This window comes from Duganella sp. AC237, assembly GCF_979254035.1.
This window is the reverse complement of the sequence record NZ_CEEDEW010000003.1, coordinates 1,279,109-1,299,112: the sequence shown is the minus strand read 5'-3', so window position 1 is coordinate 1,299,112 and position 20,004 is coordinate 1,279,109. Positions and strand designations below refer to the sequence as shown.

Below are 20,004 nucleotides of genomic sequence, written 5' to 3'. Positions count from 1 at the left end.
CCGACCACTGTGAGCCTATCGCTGCGCGCCAAATTCCTTTTGCTCAGTGCCGTGATCCAGGCGCTGGTGGTCGGCCTGCTGATATGGAATAGCATCCGCCTGATGAACCATGCGGTAGGCACCAACGCCGAGCGGGTCGCGCAGGAATACGCGGTCACGCTCAACCTCTCCCTCAGTCCTTATGCCACGCGCGGCCGCCTGCCGGAGCTGAACGGCTATCTGGCCGAAATGCTGGCCGACCCGGACGACAGCCTGCTGCGCTATCTGCTGATACTGGACGAAAACGAACAACCGATCATCGAAGTGGGCAAGCGCGACGAGGCGCTGCCAGCGATCCTCAAACAAGGTGGCGGCACCAGTTTCAAGGGTGTCCACACCATCATCAGCGACACGACGCTCCATGCGCGTTCGCCCTTGCTGCTACGGGATAACCGCATCGGCAGCATCAACTTCGGCCTTGCCACGGAAGACCTGAAGCACGCGCGCGACAAGGTCATGCTGCAGGGCGGCGTGATCTCGCTGGCCGGCCTGGCCTTCGGGCTGCTGCTGTTCTACGCCTTCACCCACGGCATCGGGCGCAGGCTGCACGCCTTGATGGGGCAATCCGCGCAGATGGAACTGGGCGACTACAGCAAGGCGCTGGCGGTCGACGGCGACGACGAAATCGCCGCCTTCGCGCGCGCCCTCAACACCATGAGCGCGGCGCTGCGCGAACGCATCGCGCAGCTGGAGCACTCGGAGCTGCGCCTGTCCGAGGCCAAGCGCGATCTGAAAGACCTCAACATCTCGCTGGAAAGCCGCGTGACCGAGCGCTCGGCCGCGCTGGAACGCGCCAACGCCGACTTGAGCGCCGCCCTGGCCACCTTGCAGCGCACGCAGGTCGAGCTGCTGGCGTCGGAAAAAATGGCGTCGCTCGGATCGCTGGTGGCGGGCATCGCGCACGAACTCAATACGCCGATCGGCAACAGCCTGCTGGCCTCGACCTCGCTGCGCGACCGCGTCGAGGATTTCGAAAGCCATGTCGCCGCCGGCGCGCTGCGCCGTTCGGAATTGATCGTGCACCTGGAGGAGGTGCGCATGGCCAGCGAGCTGATATCTAACTCGCTGCACAAGGCGGCGGAGCTGATTTCATCGTTCAAGCAGATCGCCGTCGACCAGACCAACGACCAGCGGCGCGAGTTCGACCTTCAGGAAGCGGTGCGCGACACCATCGCCACCTATACGCCACGTTTGCGCCGGGCCGGTTGCGAGGTGGTGCTGGAAGTCCAGGAGGGATTGCGCTTCGACTCCTATCCGGGCGGGCTGTATCAGGTGCTCAATAACTTGATGAACAACGCGCTCAATCACGCGTTCGAGGCCGGCCAGGGCGGGACCATCACCGTGCACGCGGAAGCGGCGGCCGACGGCATGGTGGCGCTGACGTTCGGCGACGACGGCGTCGGCATGACGGACGAGGTGTTGCGGCGGGTGTTCGATCCCTTCTTCACCACGCGCATGGGACAGGGCGGCACGGGGCTGGGCATGCACATCGTGTACAACATCGTCAACGCGGTGCTGGGCGGGCGCATTACGGTATCGTCGGCGCCGGGTGCGGGAACGTCGGTGCGAATGCTATTGCCCCGTTCCGCGCCGCAGCGCGACCCCGCCCGTTAGCAAGAACGAAAAAAAACCGGAGCTGGCTCCGGTTTTTTTATTTTACGCCAGCTTGCCGTGGCAAGCCTTGTACTTCTTGCCGCTGCCGCATGGGCAAGGGTCGTTGCGTCCGACCTTCAGGCCCAGCTCCATCAGTTGCTCGCCGCTCAGGCCTTGCAGCTCCGGCGGCAAGCCGCCGAAGTTGGTCGGCGCCTGTGGCGCCAGCAACTCCTCCGGCGCCGCGTTCGGGTTGAAGTCCGCGTGCTGGTAGCTGACGTTCTCCACGTGCGATTGCTGCATCGCCGCTTCGGCCGCGTCGATCTCGTCGCGCGACTGGATCCGTACCGTCATGATCAACTTGACCACTTCGTTCTTGATCATTTCGAGCATCTGGCCGAACAGCTCAAACGCTTCGCGCTTGTATTCCTGCTTCGGATTCTTCTGCGCATAACCGCGCAGGTGGATACCCTGGCGCAGGTGGTCCAGCGCCGCCAGGTGCTCGCGCCAGTGGCTGTCGACGCTTTGCAGCATGACGTTGCGCTCGAAGCCGCCGAACGATTCCTTGCCGACGATATCGATCTTGGCCTGGTACACCGCATCGGCCGCGGCCAACACGCGTTCCAGGATGTCTTCATCGTTCAGGTTCTGCTCCGACTCCAGCATCGCCGTCAGCGGCACGTCGATCTGCCATTCGGCCGCCAGCGCCGCTTCCAGGCCCTTGACGTTCCACTGCTCCTCGACCGATTCGGCCGGCACGTATTCGCGTACCAGGTCGGTGAAGGCGCCGTGGCGCAGCGATTCGATCAGTTCCGAGATGTCGGTGGTTTCCAGCAGCTCGTTACGCTGCTGGTAGATCACTTTACGCTGATCGTTGGCGACGTCGTCGTACTCAAGCAGCTGCTTACGGATGTCGAAGTTGCGCGCCTCGACCTTGCGCTGCGCCGATTCGATCGAGCGCGAGACGATGCCCGCTTCAATCGGTTCGCCTTCCGGCATTTTCAGACGGTCCATCACGGCGCGTACGCGGTCGCCCGCGAAGATGCGCAGCAACTGGTCGTCGAGCGACAGGAAGAAGCGCGACATGCCCGGGTCACCCTGGCGCGCTGCGCGGCCACGCAGCTGGTTGTCGACGCGGCGCGATTCGTGACGCTCGGTGCCGACGATATGCAGGCCGCCGGCGGCGACCACCTGCTCGTGCAAGGCTTGCCAGCCTTCGCGCATCGCCTTCGCTTGCGCCGCCTTGTCGGCGTCGCTCAGGTCCGGATTGGCTTCGATGAACTGGATCTGCTTCTCGACGTTGCCACCCAAGACGATGTCGGTACCGCGACCGGCCATGTTGGTGGCGATGGTGATCGCCTTCGGGCTACCCGCCTGCGCGATGATTTCGGCTTCGCGGGCGTGCTGCTTGGCGTTCAGGACGTTGTGCGGCAGGCCGCCCTTGGTCAGGATGCCGGACAACAGCTCCGAGTTTTCGATCGAGGTGGTACCGACCAGCACCGGTTGGCCGCGGTCGTAGCATTCGCGGATTTCCAGCATCATGGCGTTGTACTTCTCGGCCGCCGATTTGTACACCTGGTCCTGGCGGTCCTTGCGCTGCGAAGGGCGGTTCGGCGGGATGACGACGGTTTCGAGGCCGTAGATTTCCTGGAACTCGTACGCTTCGGTGTCGGCGGTACCGGTCATGCCGGCCAGCTTGGCGTACATGCGGAAGTAGTTCTGGAAGGTGATCGAGGCCAGCGTCTGGTTCTCGTTCTGGATCTTGACGCCCTCTTTCGCCTCGACCGCCTGGTGCAGGCCGTCGGACCAGCGGCGACCCGTCATCAGGCGGCCGGTGAACTCATCGACGATGACCACTTCATTGTTCTGCACCACGTAGTGCTGATCCTTGAAGTACAGCGCGTGCGCGCGCAGCGCCGCGTACAGGTGGTGCACCAGCGTGATGTTGGCGGAGTCGTACAGCGAGGCGCCTTCCGGCAGCAGACCCATTTTGGTCAGGATGCCTTCGGCTTTTTCGTGGCCGGCTTCGGTCAGCAGCACCGAGTGGGCTTTTTCGTCCTTGACGTAATCGCCCGGCACTTCAACCTTGCCCTTGCCGTCCGAGGTCTCTTCGCCGATCTGCTGCGTCAGCAGCGGCGGCAGCTCGTTGATCTTGTGGTACAGGTCCGTGTGGTTCTCGGCCTGGCCGGAAATGATCAGCGGGGTGCGGGCTTCGTCGATCAGGATCGAGTCGACTTCATCGACGATGCCGAAATTGAGCGCGCGCTGGACCCGGTCGCTGGCCTCGAACACCATGTTGTCGCGCAGGTAGTCGAAACCGAATTCGTTGTTGGTGCCGTAGGTGATGTCCGACGCGTAGGCCGCCTGCTTGGTGGCGTGCTCCATCTGCGACAGGTTGATGCCGGTGGTCAAACCGAGCCAGGCGTACAGCTTGCCCATGGTCTCGGCGTCGCGCTGGGCCAGATAGTCGTTGACGGTGACGATGTGCACGCCCTTGCCCGACAGCGCGTTCAGATAGGCCGGCAGGGTCGCGGTCAGGGTTTTACCCTCGCCCGTGCCCATTTCAGCGATCTTGCCGAAGTGCAGAACCATACCGCCCAGCAATTGAACGTCGAAATGGCGCATCTTGAAGACGCGCTTGCTCGCTTCGCGGCAAACGGCGAAGGCCTCGGGCAACAGCGCGTCGAGCGCCTCGCCATTGGCGATGCGCGCCTTGAAGGCGGGCGTCTTCGCTTGCAGCTCGGCATCCGACAGTTTTTCCATCGCCGGCTCGAGCGCATTGATCTCGCGTACCGTTTTTTGGTATTGCTTGAGCAGACGCTGGTTGCGGCTGCCGAAAATCTGGGTCAGTAATGACATGCTTGAATTCTTGAAAAAACGCCGTTAAAAAAAGCTCTGTAGGTGAAAAACGCCTTACCGCACGGAGTTCGACTATGGCAAAAGACGGTGATTTTATCATGCGCCCGTGCCAAGGTTGGGTTATTGGCCTATATAACAATACCCCAAGCGTAAACAATGTCACTCAATCAATCAAATTTCCCCGCTGGAGACGCGCGCGGGCGCGGAGGCAAAGCGGGCTGATGACGGAAATCCGGCGCCGTGCTATGGTTCGCCGCATGCGATTTAATTCCTCCAACGTATCGATCAACCGCCGCAACCCGGTCGGGGCCACCGACTTCCTGCGCCGCGACGACAAGCTGGCGGCCATGATGCCGGCCATCGAGCGCATGGCGGCGCTGCAAAAAGATTGTGCAACGGCCTTGCCTGCGATGTTCAAGTATTGCGAAATCCTGGCGTTCGACGACGGCCAGCTGACCTTGTCGCTGCCGAACGCATCGCTGGCGGCCAAGCTCAAGCAGCAAATCCCCAAGCTGCAGGAAACGCTGGCGCGGCGCGGCTGGCAGGTCAACGGCGTCAAACTGCGGGTGCAGATGACCAAGCCGGCCGAGATCAAGGAGCAGATGCGGGCGCTGTCGCTGCCGGAAGCGGCCGTGACGGCCTTCGACGCCTTGGGTGATACGCTGGAAGATACGCCACAAAACGCCACCCTGATCGCCGCGTTAAAGGCGATGGTGGCGCGGCGCCGTCCGGCTTAAGTTAGCGCCCACTCACGCGCCATCTGGCGCAGATACGACGGCGGCGCCGATTCGTTGGTCTCGAACGAGACGATCTCATACGCATCCGGATGCTTGAGCAACTCCAGCAACAGCTGGTTGTTCAGCGCGTGGCCGGACTTGTGCGCCTCGTAGCTGGCCAGCAGCGGGTGCCCGACCAGATACAAATCGCCGATGGCGTCCAGAATCTTGTGACGCACAAACTCGTCGTCGTAGCGCAGTCCGTCCGAATTGAGGATGCGGTACTCGTCCATGACGATGGCGTTCTCGAGCGAACCGCCGCGCGCCAGGCCAATGCCGCGCAACATCTCCACGTCCTGCATGAAGCCGAAAGTGCGGGCGCGCGCCACGTCGTGCACATACGAGACGTCGCCGAAGTCGACATTGGCGCGCTGCTGCGTGCCGTCGACTGCCGGATGGTTGAATTCGATGAAGAAGTCCAGCTTGAAGCCGTTGTGCGGGGTCAGGCGCGCCCATTTTTCCTTGTCGCCCTTGCCTTCTCGCACTTCCACCGGCTTGAGCACGCGGATGAATTTCTTTGCAACCGGCTGCTCGAGCACGCCGGCTTGCTGCAGCAGGAACACGAACGACGAGGCCGAGCCGTCCATGATCGGAATTTCCTCGGCGCTGACCTCGATGTACAGGTTGTCGATGCCGAGGCCGGCGCAGGCCGACATCAGGTGCTCGACGGTCGAGACCCGGGCGCCGTCCTTGACCAGCACCGACGCCATGCGCGTGTCGCCGACGGCCATGGCGCTGGCGGGGAATTCCACGACAGGCGTCAGGTCCACGCGGCGGAAAACGATGCCCACGTCGGGCTCGGCCGGACGCAAGGTCAGCTCGACCTTGGTGCCGGAGTGCAGGCCGACACCCGTGGTGCGGACCAGTTCTTTGATGGTGCGTTGTTTTAACATGGTCCGATTATAACGAAGTTGAGATCGCCGCGCTGCGCCCCGGGTTTCCTCGGGTCAAGGATGCTCGGCCTCGACGTGCACCGCCTCGCGCCGCACCAGGTAAATGCCGCTGGCGATGATGATGCCGGCGCCGAGCAAGGTATAGCCGTCCGGCAGCGTCTGCCACAGCAGCCAGTCGATCGCCACGCCCCAGGCCAGCGCCGAGTATTCGAACGGCGCCACCACCGACGCCTTGCCGGTGCTGAAGGCCTTGGTGATGGCCAACTGGCCGAAAAAGCCCGACAGCGCCAGCGCCAGCAGCACCCAGCTATCGTCGGCGCGCACAGGCACCCAGCTGCGGTACGACAGCGCCACGGCGCCGGCGGCCATCATGGTCAGCAACCAGAACATCATGGATTCGGTGCTGTCGGAGCGCGCCAGCACGCGGGCGGCGATGGCCGACATCGCATAGCAGGCGGCTGCGGCCAGCACGGCCAGGCCGCCGATGGTCAGGAAGCCGGTGCCCTCCGGACGCAGCACAACCAGCACGCCGACCAGGCCGACGACGATGGCGGCCCACTGCCCCGGGCCGACCTTCTCCTTCAACACGAACACCGACAGCGCCGTGATCAGCGACGGCGCGATGAAAAAGATCGAATACGCCTCGGCCAGCGACAGCGACTTGAGGCCGAAGGCGAAGGTGGTCAGCATGGCGATGCCGAGGACGGCGCGGAAAATCTGCATCGACCAGCGGACCTTGAAAATGCCACGGAAGGCGCCGCGATAAATGATGTAGCCGCATAGCAGCGGCAGCGAGCTCAGCGCGCGCAAGGCCGTCACCTGCATGGCGGGATAATGGGCGGACAGCAGCTTCATGGCCGTGTCCATGAACGAGAACATGGCCACCGCGATCAGCATCGCGTAGATGCTGTGCAGGTTTTCTTTGCGGGAAATAGGAGTGGATGCGGAAGACAGAGGAAGCCCCTTGCTGCGGGCCCGGCTCGGGCCACTGGGAACGTCATCATGGCGACGTCCGGAGCCAGGATCTCGGACGGCAACGAAGGGTCATCGGCGGCGCGATCGGCAGCAATTATAGCAAGTTGACAATTGCTTTGCAGTTGGCCATGGGGCCGGCGGTTGTCGAGCGAATTTCGGGCAATGGAAATTTCGCGAGAATTCTTACCCTTTTTTGATGAAGGCGTTGCAAAATACATATCCCCTCTATTTCCTCTTCAAGAAAAGATGAGCGCATGTGCATGAATAACCGATCAAAACCATGTTTTTTCAACGTCGCATCATCCTTCTCGCCGCAAGCTTCGCAGCATTGTGCGGTCTGTCATCCCCAATTCTCGCGACGCCTACCCCTATGAATGAAAAAGATTTTTGGCACCTGATTGAAGCGGTAAAACTCGAGGCCGGTACAGACTTCCTGTCCAGACCCGCGCTCTTGCAAAGGCAGCTTTCGTCACTTGAGCCCAAACAGATTCAACGCTTCCAGCAGCGATACGAGTCCCTGCTACTTGAAGCCAACAGTTGGAGCCTCTGGGGCGCGGCTTCCCTCATGAACGGAGGATGTTCGGATGATGGATTTAAGTACTTTCGTGACTGGTTGATTTCCGAGGGGGAGAAAACCTTTAAGAACGCGGTTAAGACTCCCGATTCGCTGACCTCGGTTGCGCGGATAGAGTATTTCGAACTGGAGCTATTCGGCTACGCCGCCCTCAAAGCCTACGCCGCGAAGGGCGCCGGGGAATTGGAACGAGATTTCAAAGTGGAATATGCAGTCACGGCAGGCGAGGAATGGGCCGAATCGGATTTACCTCGCCTGCTACCCGCGCTGGCCGCGAAGTACCTTGCAAAATAAGGAACACGGGTGCAATTCCGACCTCGATTCCCGTTACAGAACCCAGTTGCCGTTCAATCGAGATAAATATGCGTAGTTCGTGGACCAGATTTGAAACGTGGCTGTCCGAACATTGGCCTGAAGGGTTTGAAAGCCTTAATCCTCCCGCGACCGATGAACAGATAGCCAGCCTTCAGAAGACGCTCGGCGTCACGCTGCCGGACGATTATGTGACTTGCCTGAAGATCCACAACGGGCAGTCTCCCGATGTCGGCGGTTTGTTCGATGGTTCGGAATTTCTTTCAACCGATGAGATCCTGTCCCAGTGGAGTGTGTGGAAGGAACTGCTTGATGCCGGCGAATTTTCGGGTATCGAATCCGATCCAGCAAGTGGGATTCGGGGCGATTGGTGGAATGCCGCCTGGATTCCGTTCACCCACGACGGCAGCGGCAATCACCTTTGCCTTGATCTTTCGCCTGACGCCTCCGGCTCCCCGGGGCAAATAATCACCATGTGGCATGATTCCGGCGAGCGGGAACTCGTTGCGCCTAATTTCGGCGCCTGGTTCAAGTCCTATGCGAAGGGCGTATTTTCTGGCGAGTTCGTCTACTCGGACGCGTACGGCGGTTTGATCAATCGTGAGGACGCCGAGTTGTCTTAAGCCCCGACCGCGTTGATCAAAAAAAATTGCGCAGGGCTGTCGAATTCACCGCGTCTTGTTCGTCGTCACCATGAAATACCTTTTATCATCCGGTTATCCCCATGGAGGCATCATGAACAAACAAGTTATCTTTAACCTCGCGGTCAAGGACCTCGACAAATCCAAGGCCTTCTTTTCCGCGCTGGGTTTTAGCTTCAAGCCCGAATTCAGCAACGACGACGCGGCCTTCATGCTGATCGTGGACGACACCATTTGCGCCATGCTCATGACCGAAAACTTTTTCCGGTCCCTGACCGACAAGCCGCTCGCGCAGGCGAAAGACGCCAATGAGGTCATCATCTGCCTCACTTGCGAAAGCCGCGACGAGGTGGACAGCCTGATCGCCAAAGCGGTCGCCGCCGGCGGGCGCACTCCACACCCGCCGGAGGATCACGGCTTCATGTACGACCAGGGCTTCGAGGATCTGGACGGCCACCTGTGGAACCTGGTGTGGGCGGCGCCCCAGGCCTGAGCGAGTTATTTCTCCTTGCGGCCGGCGCCGCCCAGCGACTCGTCCACCGCCTTGTCCACGGCCGGCGCGGCGGGCGGCTGCTCCGGCGGATGGCCGGTCTTGCGCGCCTGTTCCGACTGTTGGTCGGTGCTGACCTCCTCGGCCACTTCGTCATCGGCCGGCAGCAGGGTATCTGATCGTTGCTGAGATTTCATCGCTCACTCCTTCAAAAATAGATAGACCAATGGCGGGCGCGCAAGTTGCTCGGACGCCCCCGCCCCGCTTCAGAATTTTCTGAAAAAATTATAGCGCCGACGCCTACGAGCATGCGGCACGCTTGGCGCTGGCGAGCGCGCTCTGCCCGTCATAAGCTGGCCTGACTCACGGAGAACGACGATGGCCATCAAAACAATCGACGAAGCATTCACACCCACCGCTAAAACCAGTCCAGATGGATACGTCCACGCCGACGACCCGGCGCACGCCCACCACGACCATCCGCACGGCTGGCGCCGCTGGCTGTACGCGACCAACCACAAGGACATCGGCACGCTTTACCTGTGGTTCTCGCTGGCGATGCTGATGAGCGGCGGCCTGCTGGCCATGCTCATCCGCGTTGAACTGTTCCAGCCCGGCCTGCAGTATTTTTATCCCGAGTTCTACAATCAAATGGTCACTCTGCACGGCCTGGTGATGATCTTCGGCGCCATCATGCCGGCGTTCGTCGGCTTCGCCAACTGGATGATCCCGTTGCAGGTCGGCGCCTCCGACATGGCATTCGCGCGCATGAACAACTTCTCGTTCTGGCTGCTGCCGCCGGCCGCGCTGCTGCTGATAGGATCGTTCTTCAGCGCGGGCGGCGCCACCGCCGCCGGCTGGACCATGTACCCGCCGCTGTCGACGCAAATGGGCGTCGGCATGGACATGGCGATCTTCGCCATCCACCTGATGGGCATTTCGTCGATCATGGGCGCCATCAACATCATCACCACCATCCTCAACCTGCGCGCCAAGGGCATGACCTTGATGCGCATGCCGATGTTCTGCTGGACCTGGCTGATCACCGCCTATCTGCTCATCGCCGTCATGCCCGTGCTGGCCGCCGCCATCACCATGATCCTGACCGACCGCCACTTCGGCACCACGTTCTTCAATGCGGCCGGTGGCGGCGATCCCGTCATGTACCAGCACATTTTCTGGTTCTTCGGCCACCCGGAGGTCTATATTTTGATCCTGCCCGCGTTCGGGATAATCTCGGAGATCATCCCGGCGTTTTCGCGCAAGCGGCTGTTCGGCTACGCCTCCATGGTGTACGCGGCCGGTTCGATCGCCATCATCTCCTTCATCGTCTGGGCGCACCACATGTTCGCCACCGGCATGCCGATCACCGGCCAGCTTTTCTTCATGTACGCGACCATGCTGGTGGCCGTGCCCACCGGCGTCAAGGTCTTCAACTGGATCGCCACGATGTGGCGGGGCGCCATGACGTTCGAGGCGCCGATGCTGTTCTCGGTGGGCTTCCTGTGGGTGTTCACGATCGGCGGCTTCTCCGGCCTGATCCTGGCGGTCGCGCCGATCGACATCCAGGTGCACGACACCTATTATGTCGTCGCCCACTTCCACTACGTGCTGGTGGCCGGCTCGCTGTTCGCGCTGTTCGCCGGCTACTATTACTGGGTGCCGAAGTGGACCGGGCACATGTTCAATGAACGGCGCGCCGCCTTCCACTTCTGGAACTCGCTCATCTGGCTCAACGTCACCTTCTTCCCGATGCACTTCCTCGGGCTGGCCGGCATGCCGCGCCGCTACGCGGACTACTCGACCCAGTTCACCGACTACAACCAGGTGGCCACCGTGGGCGCGTTGCTGTTCGGGCTGACGCAGGTGTACTTCCTGTTCGCCATCGTGCTGCCGACCATACGCGGCGGCAAGCCGGCCCCCGCCAAGCCGTGGGAAGGCGCCGACGGCCTGGAATGGACGGTGCCGAGTCCGGCGCCGTTCCACACCTTCGAAAAACCGCCGACCGTGATCTGAGCGGGAGCGAACGATGCCACGTGATGTGCCTTCGGAGCGACGCAGCTGGCTGGTGCGGCGCCGCGCGTTGCTGCAGCGGCCGCAGTTGACCGTGCTGTTTGCCACGCTGTGCTGTCCCACACTGGGCGTCGCGGCCGGCTTTGCGTATCTGGGCTACTGGCACATGCTGGCGTATGCGCTGCTGGAGATGGCCGCGCTGGCGGCCTGCCTCTGGTACTACGGACGCCACCTCGACGACTACGACCGGATCGAAATCTCGGAGAGTGCCATTGTTGTTGAACAGCGCAGGGGCGGACGGTGCAGCTATCGCCATCTCGACTTGTGGAGCGCCCGCCTGCTGTCGCCGGTACGTGATGGCGACCCGATACGAATCAACGACAAACGGAATCGCCTCGTTGTCCTCGGGCGTTTTCTCGCGGAGGAGGAGCGCCGCCACCTCGCCAATGAACTAGGTCAATGTCTGCGCCGCGCCAACAGATAAACGCTCACTTGCATTGCTCAACGTCAATTTTTAACACGTCTGCCGGTGACATGATGAAGCTCCCTCTCAAGGAGTCACTCATGTCGACGTGCCAGCACTGCGGTATCGGAAATTCACCCATTCGTTCACTCTGTACAACCTGCGGAAAAGATCTTCCCAAACCAGTTGCCGGCACGGATGCCGATCTATCGGCGCTGTGGCGCATCCGATTCGACTTGATCGAAAAAGCTGGCGGGCCAACGCGGCCTCTGTTCAAGCAGCTCAGCGTGAGCGAGCGCTATCGACTCATATTCAACCCGTCGGCCTTACTTTTGGGACCCTTCTTCTACCTTGCCAAAGGCATGTGGCGCAAAGCGATTACCATCCTGATCCTCACGGTAGCCGTGGTCGTGCTCAACCACATTTTGGCGCCAGACGGCAGCCTCGATTTTCTTGAGAACATGCTGACGACGATGATCAGTTTTTGGTTTTCCCTCAACGGCAACATCAACTACTACAAGAAGATAGTATTGGGTGACAACGGCTGGTGGTAGCGCCGCACGAAGCGAGCGCTTTCTAAATCACGTAGGGCGGATTAGCGTAGCGTAATCCGCCAATGCCTGCGTTTCGACGAATCGTAGATTGGCGGATTACGGCGTTCCGCCTAATCCGCCCTACGTGGATCCGTGGTTTTTAGATTGCGCAGGCCTCCGCGAGGTTAGGTCGGCAGCAGCATGACCAGTTTCAGGTCGTGGCGCTTGGCCAGATGCAGCGTCACTTGGTTGAAGCGCAATTCGCTGCCGTCGAGCGACTGGAAACTGCGCAATCCGCCCTCCCTGCCCACCACGTCCTGCAAACGCCACAACTGCCGGAACTCGGCGCTGTCACGCGCCACGTCTGCGATCAGCTCCCGCACGGCCGGATGTTCCGCGTGCTTGCCGATGTCGGCGCGGAACTCGGCCACCAAGCGGCGCGCGCGTTCCGGCCAATCAACGATCAACCCACGCGCGGCCGCCGACTGGAACATGAAGCGCAACAGGTTCGGCGACGGCCCGTCAAGCCAGCCGGCGAACAACCGCGCCGCAGCGCCGTTCCATGCCACCGCGTCCCAGCGCAGATCGAGGATATAGGCCGGCGCATCCACCGCCGCCACGATCGCGTCCAGCGCCGCCTCGGCCGGCGCGCCGTCGGCCTCGCCGTGCGGATCGAGCCGCTCGGCCAGGCTGAACAAATAACCGCGCTCGGCACCGCTCAATTGCAGCACCTCGGCCAGCCGCGCCAACATCTTGCCCGACGCAGACACCGGCCTGCCCTGCTCAAGCCACGTCAGCCACGTCGGGCTGACCTCGCACAACTGCGCCAACTCCTCGCGCCGCAGCCCCGGCGTGCGCCGCCTCCCCCCGCCGGGCAGCCCGACGCTGGCTGGCGTCGTGCGCTCCCGGTGGGCGCGGATAAAATCGCCTAACTTGTTATGCATGGTGGTTTTTATACCAGGATAAGTACTTGTCTTGTTACAGGATACGAACACGCCTATTCTGCCCTGACCAGCCCATTTCAGGAGAAATAAAATGCAACAGCAAGCCGTCGTCGCCCAGCAATTCGGCCAAACCGCCAGCGCCTACCTGACCAGCACCGTCCACGCCCAAGGGGCCGACCTGGCCGCGCTGCGCGATCTGGCTGCCGGCCTGGGCAAACCCATGGTGCTCGATCTCGGCTGCGGCGCCGGCCACGCCAGCTTCGCCATCGCTCCGGTTGCGCGTTCGGTCACCGCGTTCGACCTGTCTTCCGAGATGCTGGCCGTGGTGGCAGCCACAGCGCAGGAACGCGGCCTGCACAACATCGTCACCGAACAAGGCAACGTCGCCAGCCTGCCGTTCGCCGACGCCTCGTTCTGCATGGTCGTCACGCGCTTCTCGGCACACCACTGGCTCGACGTGCCGGCCGCGCTGCGCGAAGTCAAGCGCGTGCTCAAGCCCAACGGCCTGCTTGTGGTCATCGACATCACCGCCCCCGAAGCACCGCTGCACGACACGACTCTGCAGGCGGTCGAACTGCTGCGCGACGGCTCGCACGTGCGCGACTACCGCCCGGCCGAATGGACCGCGATGCTGCAAGCGGCCGGCTTCCAGCCCGAGCGCGCCGGCGACTGGAAGCTGCAGATGGTCTTCGACGAGTGGACCGCGCGCATGCGCACGCCGCCCGGGCGGGTGGACGCGATCCGCAGCCTGTTCGCCAGCGCGCCGGAGGAAACGCTGAAACACTTCGAGGTGCAGCCCGATGGCTCGTTCACGATCGCCTCGACGCTGTTCACAGCCACCCACGATGCCGACGACATCAGCAAGTAGATCGCGGCGGCGCGTTCGCCGCCGCTATGTACGCTCAACTAACGCCTTGCATCACCAAGGAAGCGGGCCATCCGGCCCTGTAAAACTTCCACTCGGACTTTCCGTGTCGAGGGCTGCAAGTACCAGGGCGCGGGCGCCGACTTCCACGGAGTCCGTCCCCATGAAGTCGTTGATTGCGGTGGCAGTGAAGCTAGGACTCGCGGCACGGACCTTGATGTTGGTATCCTCAAGTTCGACGGCAAGCGCGAGGGTAATGGCATTGAGTGCGGTCTTGGATGCGGGGTAGGTCGCACCAAAATAAGGGCGATACGGGAAATTCGGGTCCGAGTTGAGCGTCAGGGAACCGGCCGCGCTGGAGACGTTCAAAATGCGACCTGTATCGGACATGCGAATTAAAGGCAGCATTGCCTGCGTTACGGCAAGTACACCGATAACGTTGGTTTCGAACAGGACACGTAATTCGTCCAGCGGCGCGACGCTGGCTTTGCTCGCTGCCAGGACTTCCTGCCCCGATGCAAAGCGCCCCGACTGGCCGATTGCAGCATTGTTCACTAACAAGTCGAGCCGTCCTGCCTCCGAACGAATGCGCTGCGCCGCCACTGCGATGCTCTCAGCGTTGGTCACGTCGAGCTGAATAGCGACAGCGCCATCGCCCATTTCCATCACCGCCCTCTGCCCGTTGGCGAAGTTTCGTGAACCGACAAACACGATGTAACCGTGGGCGACCAGCTCCTTGGCAATTTGCTTGCCTAGTCCCTTATTGGCTCCTGTGACGAGGGCGACTTTTTTCTCTTGCATAAGATTACTCCTGGATGAAAGCCGCGCTGGCGAAAAGTGCGGGCGGCAAATTTCATCTTAGGCAGCTTGGTGACGGTGGGGAAGATAGGCGCGCCGATTAGCTTCCATTCTTCAATGGAATAGATGTTAGAGACGCAGATTGGGCTGGCATTGAATGCATTGCTCGAGAAAATCGCTGACGACTCGCACCCGATGCGAAATGCGCGGCCCGACATAGAGCATATGAATAGGAAGGGGATCCGGAACGAAGTCACTCAACACTTCCCTTACCTGTCCCGAGCGCAGCTCATTCTCGAAAAGGCCCCGTGCGCTTTGCGCGATACCCAGTCCGGCAAGTACGGCGGCATGCATGTCCGATGGATTGTTGCAGCTGAATTGACCGGCGGCGGGTTTCAATAGCGCAGGTGCGCTGCCGCCAAAGCGCCAGTTGCTGATCTCACCGAGATGGCGATTGGTGACGAGCTGGTGCCCGACCAGGTCTGACGGATGTAACGGCACGCCGTGTTTCGCGAAATAAGAGGGACTACCGACGGCCGCGAACTGCATATGCCCAATTTGACGGGCGACCAGGTTCGAATCATCAAGACTGCCAATACGCAGCGCCAGGTCCAGACCTTCCTTTATTAAATCAGCGTAGCGTTCGGATACGACAAGCTCAATAGAAACATCGGGAAACTCGTCAAAAAATTTAGGCAGCTCGGGAACGATCATCATGCTGGTCAAAACCGGGGGCGCTGCGACCCTCACGCTGCCTTTAGGGCGCTGCTGTGCGTTCGCCACACGGCTCTCGGCATCATCGAGATATCTCAGAACAAGAATGGCATCCTCGTAGAGTTCGATACCTGAAGGCGTGGGGCGTAGCCCTCGCGATGTTCGGTTCAATAATTGTGCGCCCAGCCGCTTCTCAAGTGCAGCAATCTGCTTGCTGACAGCGGGCTGCCCGACGCCAAGTTCTCGGGCAGCTTGCGAGAAGCTGCCACTCTCGACGACACGAACAAAAAATTGTAAAGCGCTGATACGGTCCATTACTCGGCAGAATACCGTAATCCTGCGTTACTGTGTATTTTTCACGCGCTTTGAAGCACCAGCCGTGCAGGGCCGGCGCTTACAAAAAAGGCGCCGTCCCCGGCGCCTCTTCACTGCATCAAATCAAGCCGGCTTACGCCTGACCCAGCAGGGTCTCGGCGTTCGACACTTCGAACTTGCCGCCTTGTTCCACGTTCAGCTGCTTGACGACGCCGTCTTCGACCAGCATCGAATAGCGCTGCGAGCGCGTGCCCATGCCGTGCTTGCTGAAGTCGGCATCCAGGCCCAGCGCCTTGCTGTAGGCGGCGTTGCCGTCGGCCATCATGCGCACGGTGCCGGTGGCCTTCTGGTCGCGGCCCCACGCGCCCATGACGAACGCGTCATTGACCGAGATGCACCAGATTTCATCGACGCCCTTGGCCTTCAGGTCGGCGGCGTGCTTGACGTAGCCTGGCACGTGCTGTGCCGAGCAGGTCGGGGTGTAGGCACCCGGCAGGCCGAAGATCGCGATCTTCTTGCCCTTAACCAAGTCTTGCACGTTGAACGTGTTCGGGCCGAGCGAGCAGCCTTCGGTTTCGGTTTCGACGAATTCGGACAGGGTGCCTTCCGGCAGGGTATCGCCAATCTTGATGGTCATGTGTGACTCCTTTTGTTTGGGTATTGAACGTAAAAAAGCCGCGACAAGCGCGGCTTTTCCCGGCATAGAACGCACAGTATGCCTGAACCCAGGCCATCCTGCACGATCGTGCAGAATGGCCTAATCGACTCTTAGTCGGCCTGCTTGCGCAGGAAGGCTGGAATATCGTACGTCTCCATGCCGTTTTTTTCCATCGCGCGTACTTGCTCGGAAGCCGACTCGCGACGCCATACCGCCGGCGCCTTCATGCCGTCGAAGGCGGGCGCGCCACCGCCGCCCATGCCGCTGGTCGCACCCATCGACACGCCGGCCGACGCCGCGCCGCCCATCGCGCCCGAAGGCATCATCGGGCTGTTGTGGGTACCGGTGCGCAGCAGCTGCTGCGGCACCAGTTGCACGTGCTTTTTGCCCTTGCCCAGGCCAGTCGCCACCACGGTCACGCGGATCTCGTCGCCCATCGTGTCGTCGTAGGCGATACCTTGGGCGATCGAAGCGTCCGGCGCCGCGAACGCGCGCACCGCCGCCATGACTTCCTTGATCTCTTTACCCTTCAGGCCACGGCTTGCGGTCACGTTGACCAGCACACCGCGCGCGCCCGACAGGTCGACGCCGTCCAGCAGCGGCGAAGCCACCGCCTGTTCGGCCGCGATGCGCGCGCGGTCGATGCCCGACGCGGTCGCGGTACCCATCATGGCCTTGCCCTGCTCGCCCATGATGGTCTTGACGTCGTTGAAGTCGACGTTGATGTGGCCCGGCACGTTGATGATCTCGGCGATACCGGCGACGGCGTTGTTCAGCACATCGTCGGCGTGCTGCAGCCATTCGATCAGCGATTCATCTTCGTAGATCTCTTCGAGCTTCTCGTTCAGGATCACGATCAGCGAGTCGACGTGCTCCGACAACTGCTCCAGGCCTTCGTCGGCGATGTCCATGCACTTCTGGCCTTCGTGCGAGAACGGCTTCGATACCACCGCCACGGTCAGCGCGCCCAGCGACTTGGCCACTTCGGCCACGATCGGTGCGGCGCCGGTGCCGGTGCCGCCACCCATGCCGGCGGCGATGAACACCATGTGCGCGCCGCGCAGCGCGTCCTCGATGCGCGAGCGCGATTCCTCGGCCAGCTTGCGGCCGACGTCCGGCTTCATGCCCGCACCCAGGCCGGTCTCGCCGATCTGGATGACGTTGTGCGCGCGCGAGGTGGACAGCGCCTGCGCGTCGGTGTTTGCGGCGATGAACTCCACGCCGGACATGCCTTTAACGATCATGTGTTGAACTGCATTGCCACCTGCTCCGCCGACGCCGACGACCTTGATGACGGTGCCCAAAGCTGCGTTATCGACCATATCAAACTCCATGATGTGCTCCCTATCAGAATGCGGTTTCCAAGCGCCAGTCCTCATATTTGTAGGAGAACTGGGGATTGAAAACTGCTGTTTCAATTTAAAAAAAAGTTTAGTGAAAAAACCACCCGTGTTTTTGCTGCAAATTCGCTGCGTATCTTTTACTCGTGCTGCCTTAAAAATTACCTAAGAACCATTCCTTCATGCGCTGCCACACTGCCTTCACCGACCCATCCTGCCGCGTGACGATGTGACCACGCAGGTACTGCTTTTTCGCTTCCAACAACAGGCCAAGCACGGTCGCGTAGCGCGGGCTGCGCACCACGTCGGCCAACTGGCCCCGATAGTCCGGCGTGCCAAGGCGCGCCGGCTTGAGGAATATGTCCTCCGCCATTTCGACCATGCCCGGCATGATCGCCGTGCCGCCGGTGAGCACGATGCCCGACGAGAGCACGCCCTCGTAGCCGGATTCGCGCACCACCTGGTGCACCATCGCGAACAGCTCCTCGACGCGCGGCTCGATCACCGCCGCCAGCGCCTGGCGCGACAGGTTGCGCGGACCACGGTCGCCCAAGCCCGGCACCTCCAGGCTCTCGCCCGGATCGGCCAGCACCTGTTTGGCCACGCCGTAGCGGATCTTGATCTCTTCGGCTTCCGAGGTCGGCGTGCGCAGCGCCATCGCGATGTCGTTGGTGATCTGGTCGCCGGCGATCGGAATCACGGCGGTATGGCGGATCGCGCCGTCCGAGAACACCGCCACGTCGGTGGTGCCGCCGCCGATATCGATCAACACAACGCCGAGTTCTTTTTCGTCCGGCGTCAGCACCGCGTCGGCCGATGCCATCGGCTGCAAAATCAGGTCCGACACTTCCAGTCCGCAGCGGCGCACGCACTTGACGATGTTCTGCACCGCCGACACGGCGCCGGTGACGATATGGACTTTCACTTCAAGGCGGATGCCGCTCATGCCGATCGGTTCGCGCACATCTTCCTGGCTGTCGACGATGAATTCCTGCGGCACCGTGTGCAGCAACTGCTGGTCCGTCGGAATGTTAACCGCCTTTGCCGTTTCGATGACGCGCGCCACGTCGGTCGCCGTCACTTCCTTTTCCTTGATCGCCACCATGCCGCTCGAATTGAAGCTGCGGATATGGCTGCCCGCGATGCCCGCGTAGACATTGCGGATCTTGCAGTCGGCCATCAGCTCCGCTTCTTCCAGCGCGCGCTGGATCGATTCGACGGTCGCTTCGATGTTGACCACCACGCCCTTCTTCAGGCCTCTCGATTCGTGCTGACCCAGCCCGATCACCTCGTGGCGTCCATCGCCCATCACCTCGGCCACCACGGCCACCACTTTCGAGGTGCCGATGTCGAGACCGACGATCAGGTTTTTAGCGTCTTTTGTCATGTCTGTTGCTACCTAGTGTTGGGGTTTAACGCTTATCGTTTTTTTTGCTGCCGCTTTTGGCTTGGCGCCCTCTTTCGGAATCTTCAATCCCGCCGCGCTCAGGGCCAAACCGTTCTGGTACCGCATATCGATCGTCTCTATATCGGGCAAGTGCTCCACCAGCTGCGGATAAATCCCCGTCAACCGGTCCACCCTCTCCTTCAACGTGGTGCTGGTCTGCTCGCGCCCCAGCGCCACGCTCATGCCGTTATCCAGCCGCACCGTCCACGCATAGCGGCTCGACAGCGACAGCGCCTGCGGCACCAGCTTGAGCGGCGCGAACCAGTTACGCAGTTCGGCGAACCGCGACATCACTTCCTTCTCGCTGCCATCCGGCCCGTCGAACGACGGCAACTCATGGTCCTCCTCCGCCTCGGCCAGGTTGGCGGTGAACACATCGCCCTTGACCGACAGCAGCCGGCCGTCCTCGCCCCACGTGCCCAGCGCCTCATGCTCCTCCAGCGCCACGATCAACTGGTCCGGCCACTCGCGGCGCACGGTTGCGCGGCGTACCCAGGGTACCGATTCAAACGCCTGGCGCACCGCGTCCAGGTTCGTCGTGAAGAAGTTGCCCTTGATGCGGCCCAGCGCGTTGTTCCGCAAGGTCAGGTGGTTCACATGCTGTAACTCGTCATGCCCGATGCTCTCGATACGAATCGTGCGCAGGTTGAACGCCGGGCGCTGCGCCACCCACCACACGCCGGCGGCGATGCATGCCAACAGCACCAGGGCGAAAATGCCGTTGGCGGTTGCATTCAAGGCTTTAGCGTCTTGCCACATCTGATA

At 61.5% G+C, this 20,004-nt stretch carries 20 protein-coding genes; 9 read left to right on the top strand and 11 right to left on the bottom strand.

Features of this window, described 5'->3' with window-relative positions:
- Nucleotides 1-9 precede the first annotated feature (9 nt).
- Nucleotides 10-1,653 carry a sensor histidine kinase gene (locus tag AC0IYS_RS06265; RefSeq protein WP_471704361.1) on the top strand — a complete coding sequence of 548 codons (1,644 nt, stop codon included), beginning with the start codon at nucleotides 10-12 and terminating at the stop codon, nucleotides 1,651-1,653.
- Nucleotides 1,654-1,695: 42 nt separating this feature from the next.
- Here AC0IYS_RS06265 and secA read toward each other — a convergent pair whose 3' ends face one another.
- Entirely contained in the window at nucleotides 1,696-4,488 is a 2,793-nt protein-coding gene (gene secA, locus AC0IYS_RS06260; protein WP_471704360.1) for a preprotein translocase subunit SecA, read from the bottom strand.
- Between the two features lie 257 nt (nucleotides 4,489-4,745).
- On the opposite strand from secA, the gene AC0IYS_RS06255 reads away from it, so the two are divergent.
- Nucleotides 4,746-5,225: a DciA family protein gene (locus AC0IYS_RS06255; protein WP_471704359.1), complete on the top strand. Its 480-nt coding sequence runs from the start codon at nucleotides 4,746-4,748 to the stop codon at nucleotides 5,223-5,225.
- On the opposite strand, the gene lpxC is transcribed toward AC0IYS_RS06255, so the two are convergent.
- Together lpxC and AC0IYS_RS06245 are read right to left on the bottom strand one after the other, a co-directional pair.
- On the bottom strand, nucleotides 5,222-6,157 hold the full coding sequence (lpxC, locus tag AC0IYS_RS06250) for a UDP-3-O-acyl-N-acetylglucosamine deacetylase (RefSeq protein WP_471704358.1): 936 nt from the start codon (nucleotides 6,155-6,157) through the stop codon (nucleotides 5,222-5,224). The genes AC0IYS_RS06255 and lpxC overlap by 4 nt on opposite strands.
- A 54-nt stretch (nucleotides 6,158-6,211) precedes the next feature.
- Entirely contained in the window at nucleotides 6,212-7,054 is an 843-nt protein-coding gene (locus AC0IYS_RS06245) for a DMT family transporter (protein ID WP_471704357.1), read from the bottom strand.
- A 358-nt stretch (nucleotides 7,055-7,412) separates the two neighbouring features.
- Here AC0IYS_RS06245 and AC0IYS_RS06240 point away from each other — a divergent pair, with 358 nt between their 5' ends.
- The 3 genes from AC0IYS_RS06240 (at nucleotide 7,413) to AC0IYS_RS06230 (ending at nucleotide 9,152) form a co-directional block, all read left to right on the top strand.
- Nucleotides 7,413-8,000, top strand: coding sequence for a DUF4240 domain-containing protein (locus AC0IYS_RS06240; RefSeq protein WP_471704356.1), 588 nt, complete (start codon nucleotides 7,413-7,415; stop codon nucleotides 7,998-8,000).
- 68 nt (nucleotides 8,001-8,068) lie between these two features.
- Entirely contained in the window at nucleotides 8,069-8,641 is a 573-nt protein-coding gene (locus AC0IYS_RS06235) for an SMI1/KNR4 family protein (protein ID WP_471704355.1), read from the top strand.
- 112 nt (nucleotides 8,642-8,753) lie between these two features.
- Nucleotides 8,754-9,152 carry a VOC family protein gene (locus AC0IYS_RS06230; protein WP_471704354.1) on the top strand — a complete coding sequence of 133 codons (399 nt, stop codon included), beginning with the start codon at nucleotides 8,754-8,756 and terminating at the stop codon, nucleotides 9,150-9,152.
- Nucleotides 9,153-9,157: 5 nt separating this feature from the next.
- On the opposite strand, the gene AC0IYS_RS06225 is transcribed toward AC0IYS_RS06230, so the two are convergent.
- Nucleotides 9,158-9,346, bottom strand: a complete 189-nt coding sequence (locus AC0IYS_RS06225; protein ID WP_471704353.1) for a hypothetical protein — start codon at nucleotides 9,344-9,346, stop codon at nucleotides 9,158-9,160.
- Between the two features lie 181 nt (nucleotides 9,347-9,527).
- Here AC0IYS_RS06225 and ctaD point away from each other — a divergent pair, with 181 nt between their 5' ends.
- From ctaD to AC0IYS_RS06210, 3 genes are all read left to right on the top strand, one after another.
- The gene (ctaD, locus tag AC0IYS_RS06220) at nucleotides 9,528-11,165 is read left to right on the top strand and encodes a cytochrome c oxidase subunit I (RefSeq protein WP_471704352.1); all 1,638 of its coding nucleotides are present in this window, start codon (nucleotides 9,528-9,530) and stop codon (nucleotides 11,163-11,165) included.
- Nucleotides 11,166-11,178: 13 nt separating this feature from the next.
- On the top strand, nucleotides 11,179-11,646 hold the full coding sequence (locus tag AC0IYS_RS06215; RefSeq protein ID WP_471704351.1) for a DUF2244 domain-containing protein: 468 nt from the start codon (nucleotides 11,179-11,181) through the stop codon (nucleotides 11,644-11,646).
- 80 nt (nucleotides 11,647-11,726) lie between these two features.
- Nucleotides 11,727-12,179, top strand: coding sequence for a DUF2628 domain-containing protein (locus tag AC0IYS_RS06210; RefSeq protein WP_471704350.1), 453 nt, complete (start codon nucleotides 11,727-11,729; stop codon nucleotides 12,177-12,179).
- 164 nt (nucleotides 12,180-12,343) lie between these two features.
- Here the strand turns inward: AC0IYS_RS06210 and AC0IYS_RS06205 are convergent, their stop codons facing one another.
- Nucleotides 12,344-13,102, bottom strand: coding sequence for a helix-turn-helix transcriptional regulator (locus AC0IYS_RS06205; protein WP_471704349.1), 759 nt, complete (start codon nucleotides 13,100-13,102; stop codon nucleotides 12,344-12,346).
- A 91-nt stretch (nucleotides 13,103-13,193) separates the two neighbouring features.
- Between AC0IYS_RS06205 and AC0IYS_RS06200 the strand changes: the two genes are divergently transcribed.
- Nucleotides 13,194-13,970, top strand: a complete 777-nt coding sequence (locus AC0IYS_RS06200; protein WP_471704348.1) for a class I SAM-dependent methyltransferase — start codon at nucleotides 13,194-13,196, stop codon at nucleotides 13,968-13,970.
- A 51-nt stretch (nucleotides 13,971-14,021) separates the two neighbouring features.
- On the opposite strand, the gene AC0IYS_RS06195 is transcribed toward AC0IYS_RS06200, so the two are convergent.
- From AC0IYS_RS06195 to AC0IYS_RS06170, 6 genes are all read right to left on the bottom strand, one after another.
- A complete protein-coding gene (locus AC0IYS_RS06195; protein WP_471704347.1) occupies nucleotides 14,022-14,768 on the bottom strand; it encodes an SDR family NAD(P)-dependent oxidoreductase in 747 nt (248 codons plus the stop codon).
- Between the two features lie 126 nt (nucleotides 14,769-14,894).
- Nucleotides 14,895-15,794 (bottom strand): LysR family transcriptional regulator, encoded by a 900-nt coding sequence (locus AC0IYS_RS06190; RefSeq protein WP_471704346.1) that lies wholly within the window; start codon nucleotides 15,792-15,794, stop codon nucleotides 14,895-14,897.
- A 133-nt stretch (nucleotides 15,795-15,927) separates the two neighbouring features.
- Nucleotides 15,928-16,431 carry a peroxiredoxin gene (locus AC0IYS_RS06185; RefSeq protein WP_463452512.1) on the bottom strand — a complete coding sequence of 168 codons (504 nt, stop codon included), beginning with the start codon at nucleotides 16,429-16,431 and terminating at the stop codon, nucleotides 15,928-15,930.
- 131 nt (nucleotides 16,432-16,562) lie between these two features.
- Complete coding sequence (ftsZ, locus tag AC0IYS_RS06180; protein WP_471704345.1) at nucleotides 16,563-17,786, bottom strand: cell division protein FtsZ; 1,224 nt, start codon at nucleotides 17,784-17,786, stop codon at nucleotides 16,563-16,565.
- Nucleotides 17,787-17,946: 160 nt separating this feature from the next.
- Nucleotides 17,947-19,179, bottom strand: a complete 1,233-nt coding sequence (ftsA, locus tag AC0IYS_RS06175) for a cell division protein FtsA (protein WP_090316542.1) — start codon at nucleotides 19,177-19,179, stop codon at nucleotides 17,947-17,949.
- A gap of 12 nt (nucleotides 19,180-19,191) precedes the next feature.
- A complete protein-coding gene (locus tag AC0IYS_RS06170; RefSeq protein WP_471704344.1) occupies nucleotides 19,192-19,998 on the bottom strand; it encodes a cell division protein FtsQ/DivIB in 807 nt (268 codons plus the stop codon).
- Between the last annotated feature and the right edge of the window lie 6 nt (nucleotides 19,999-20,004).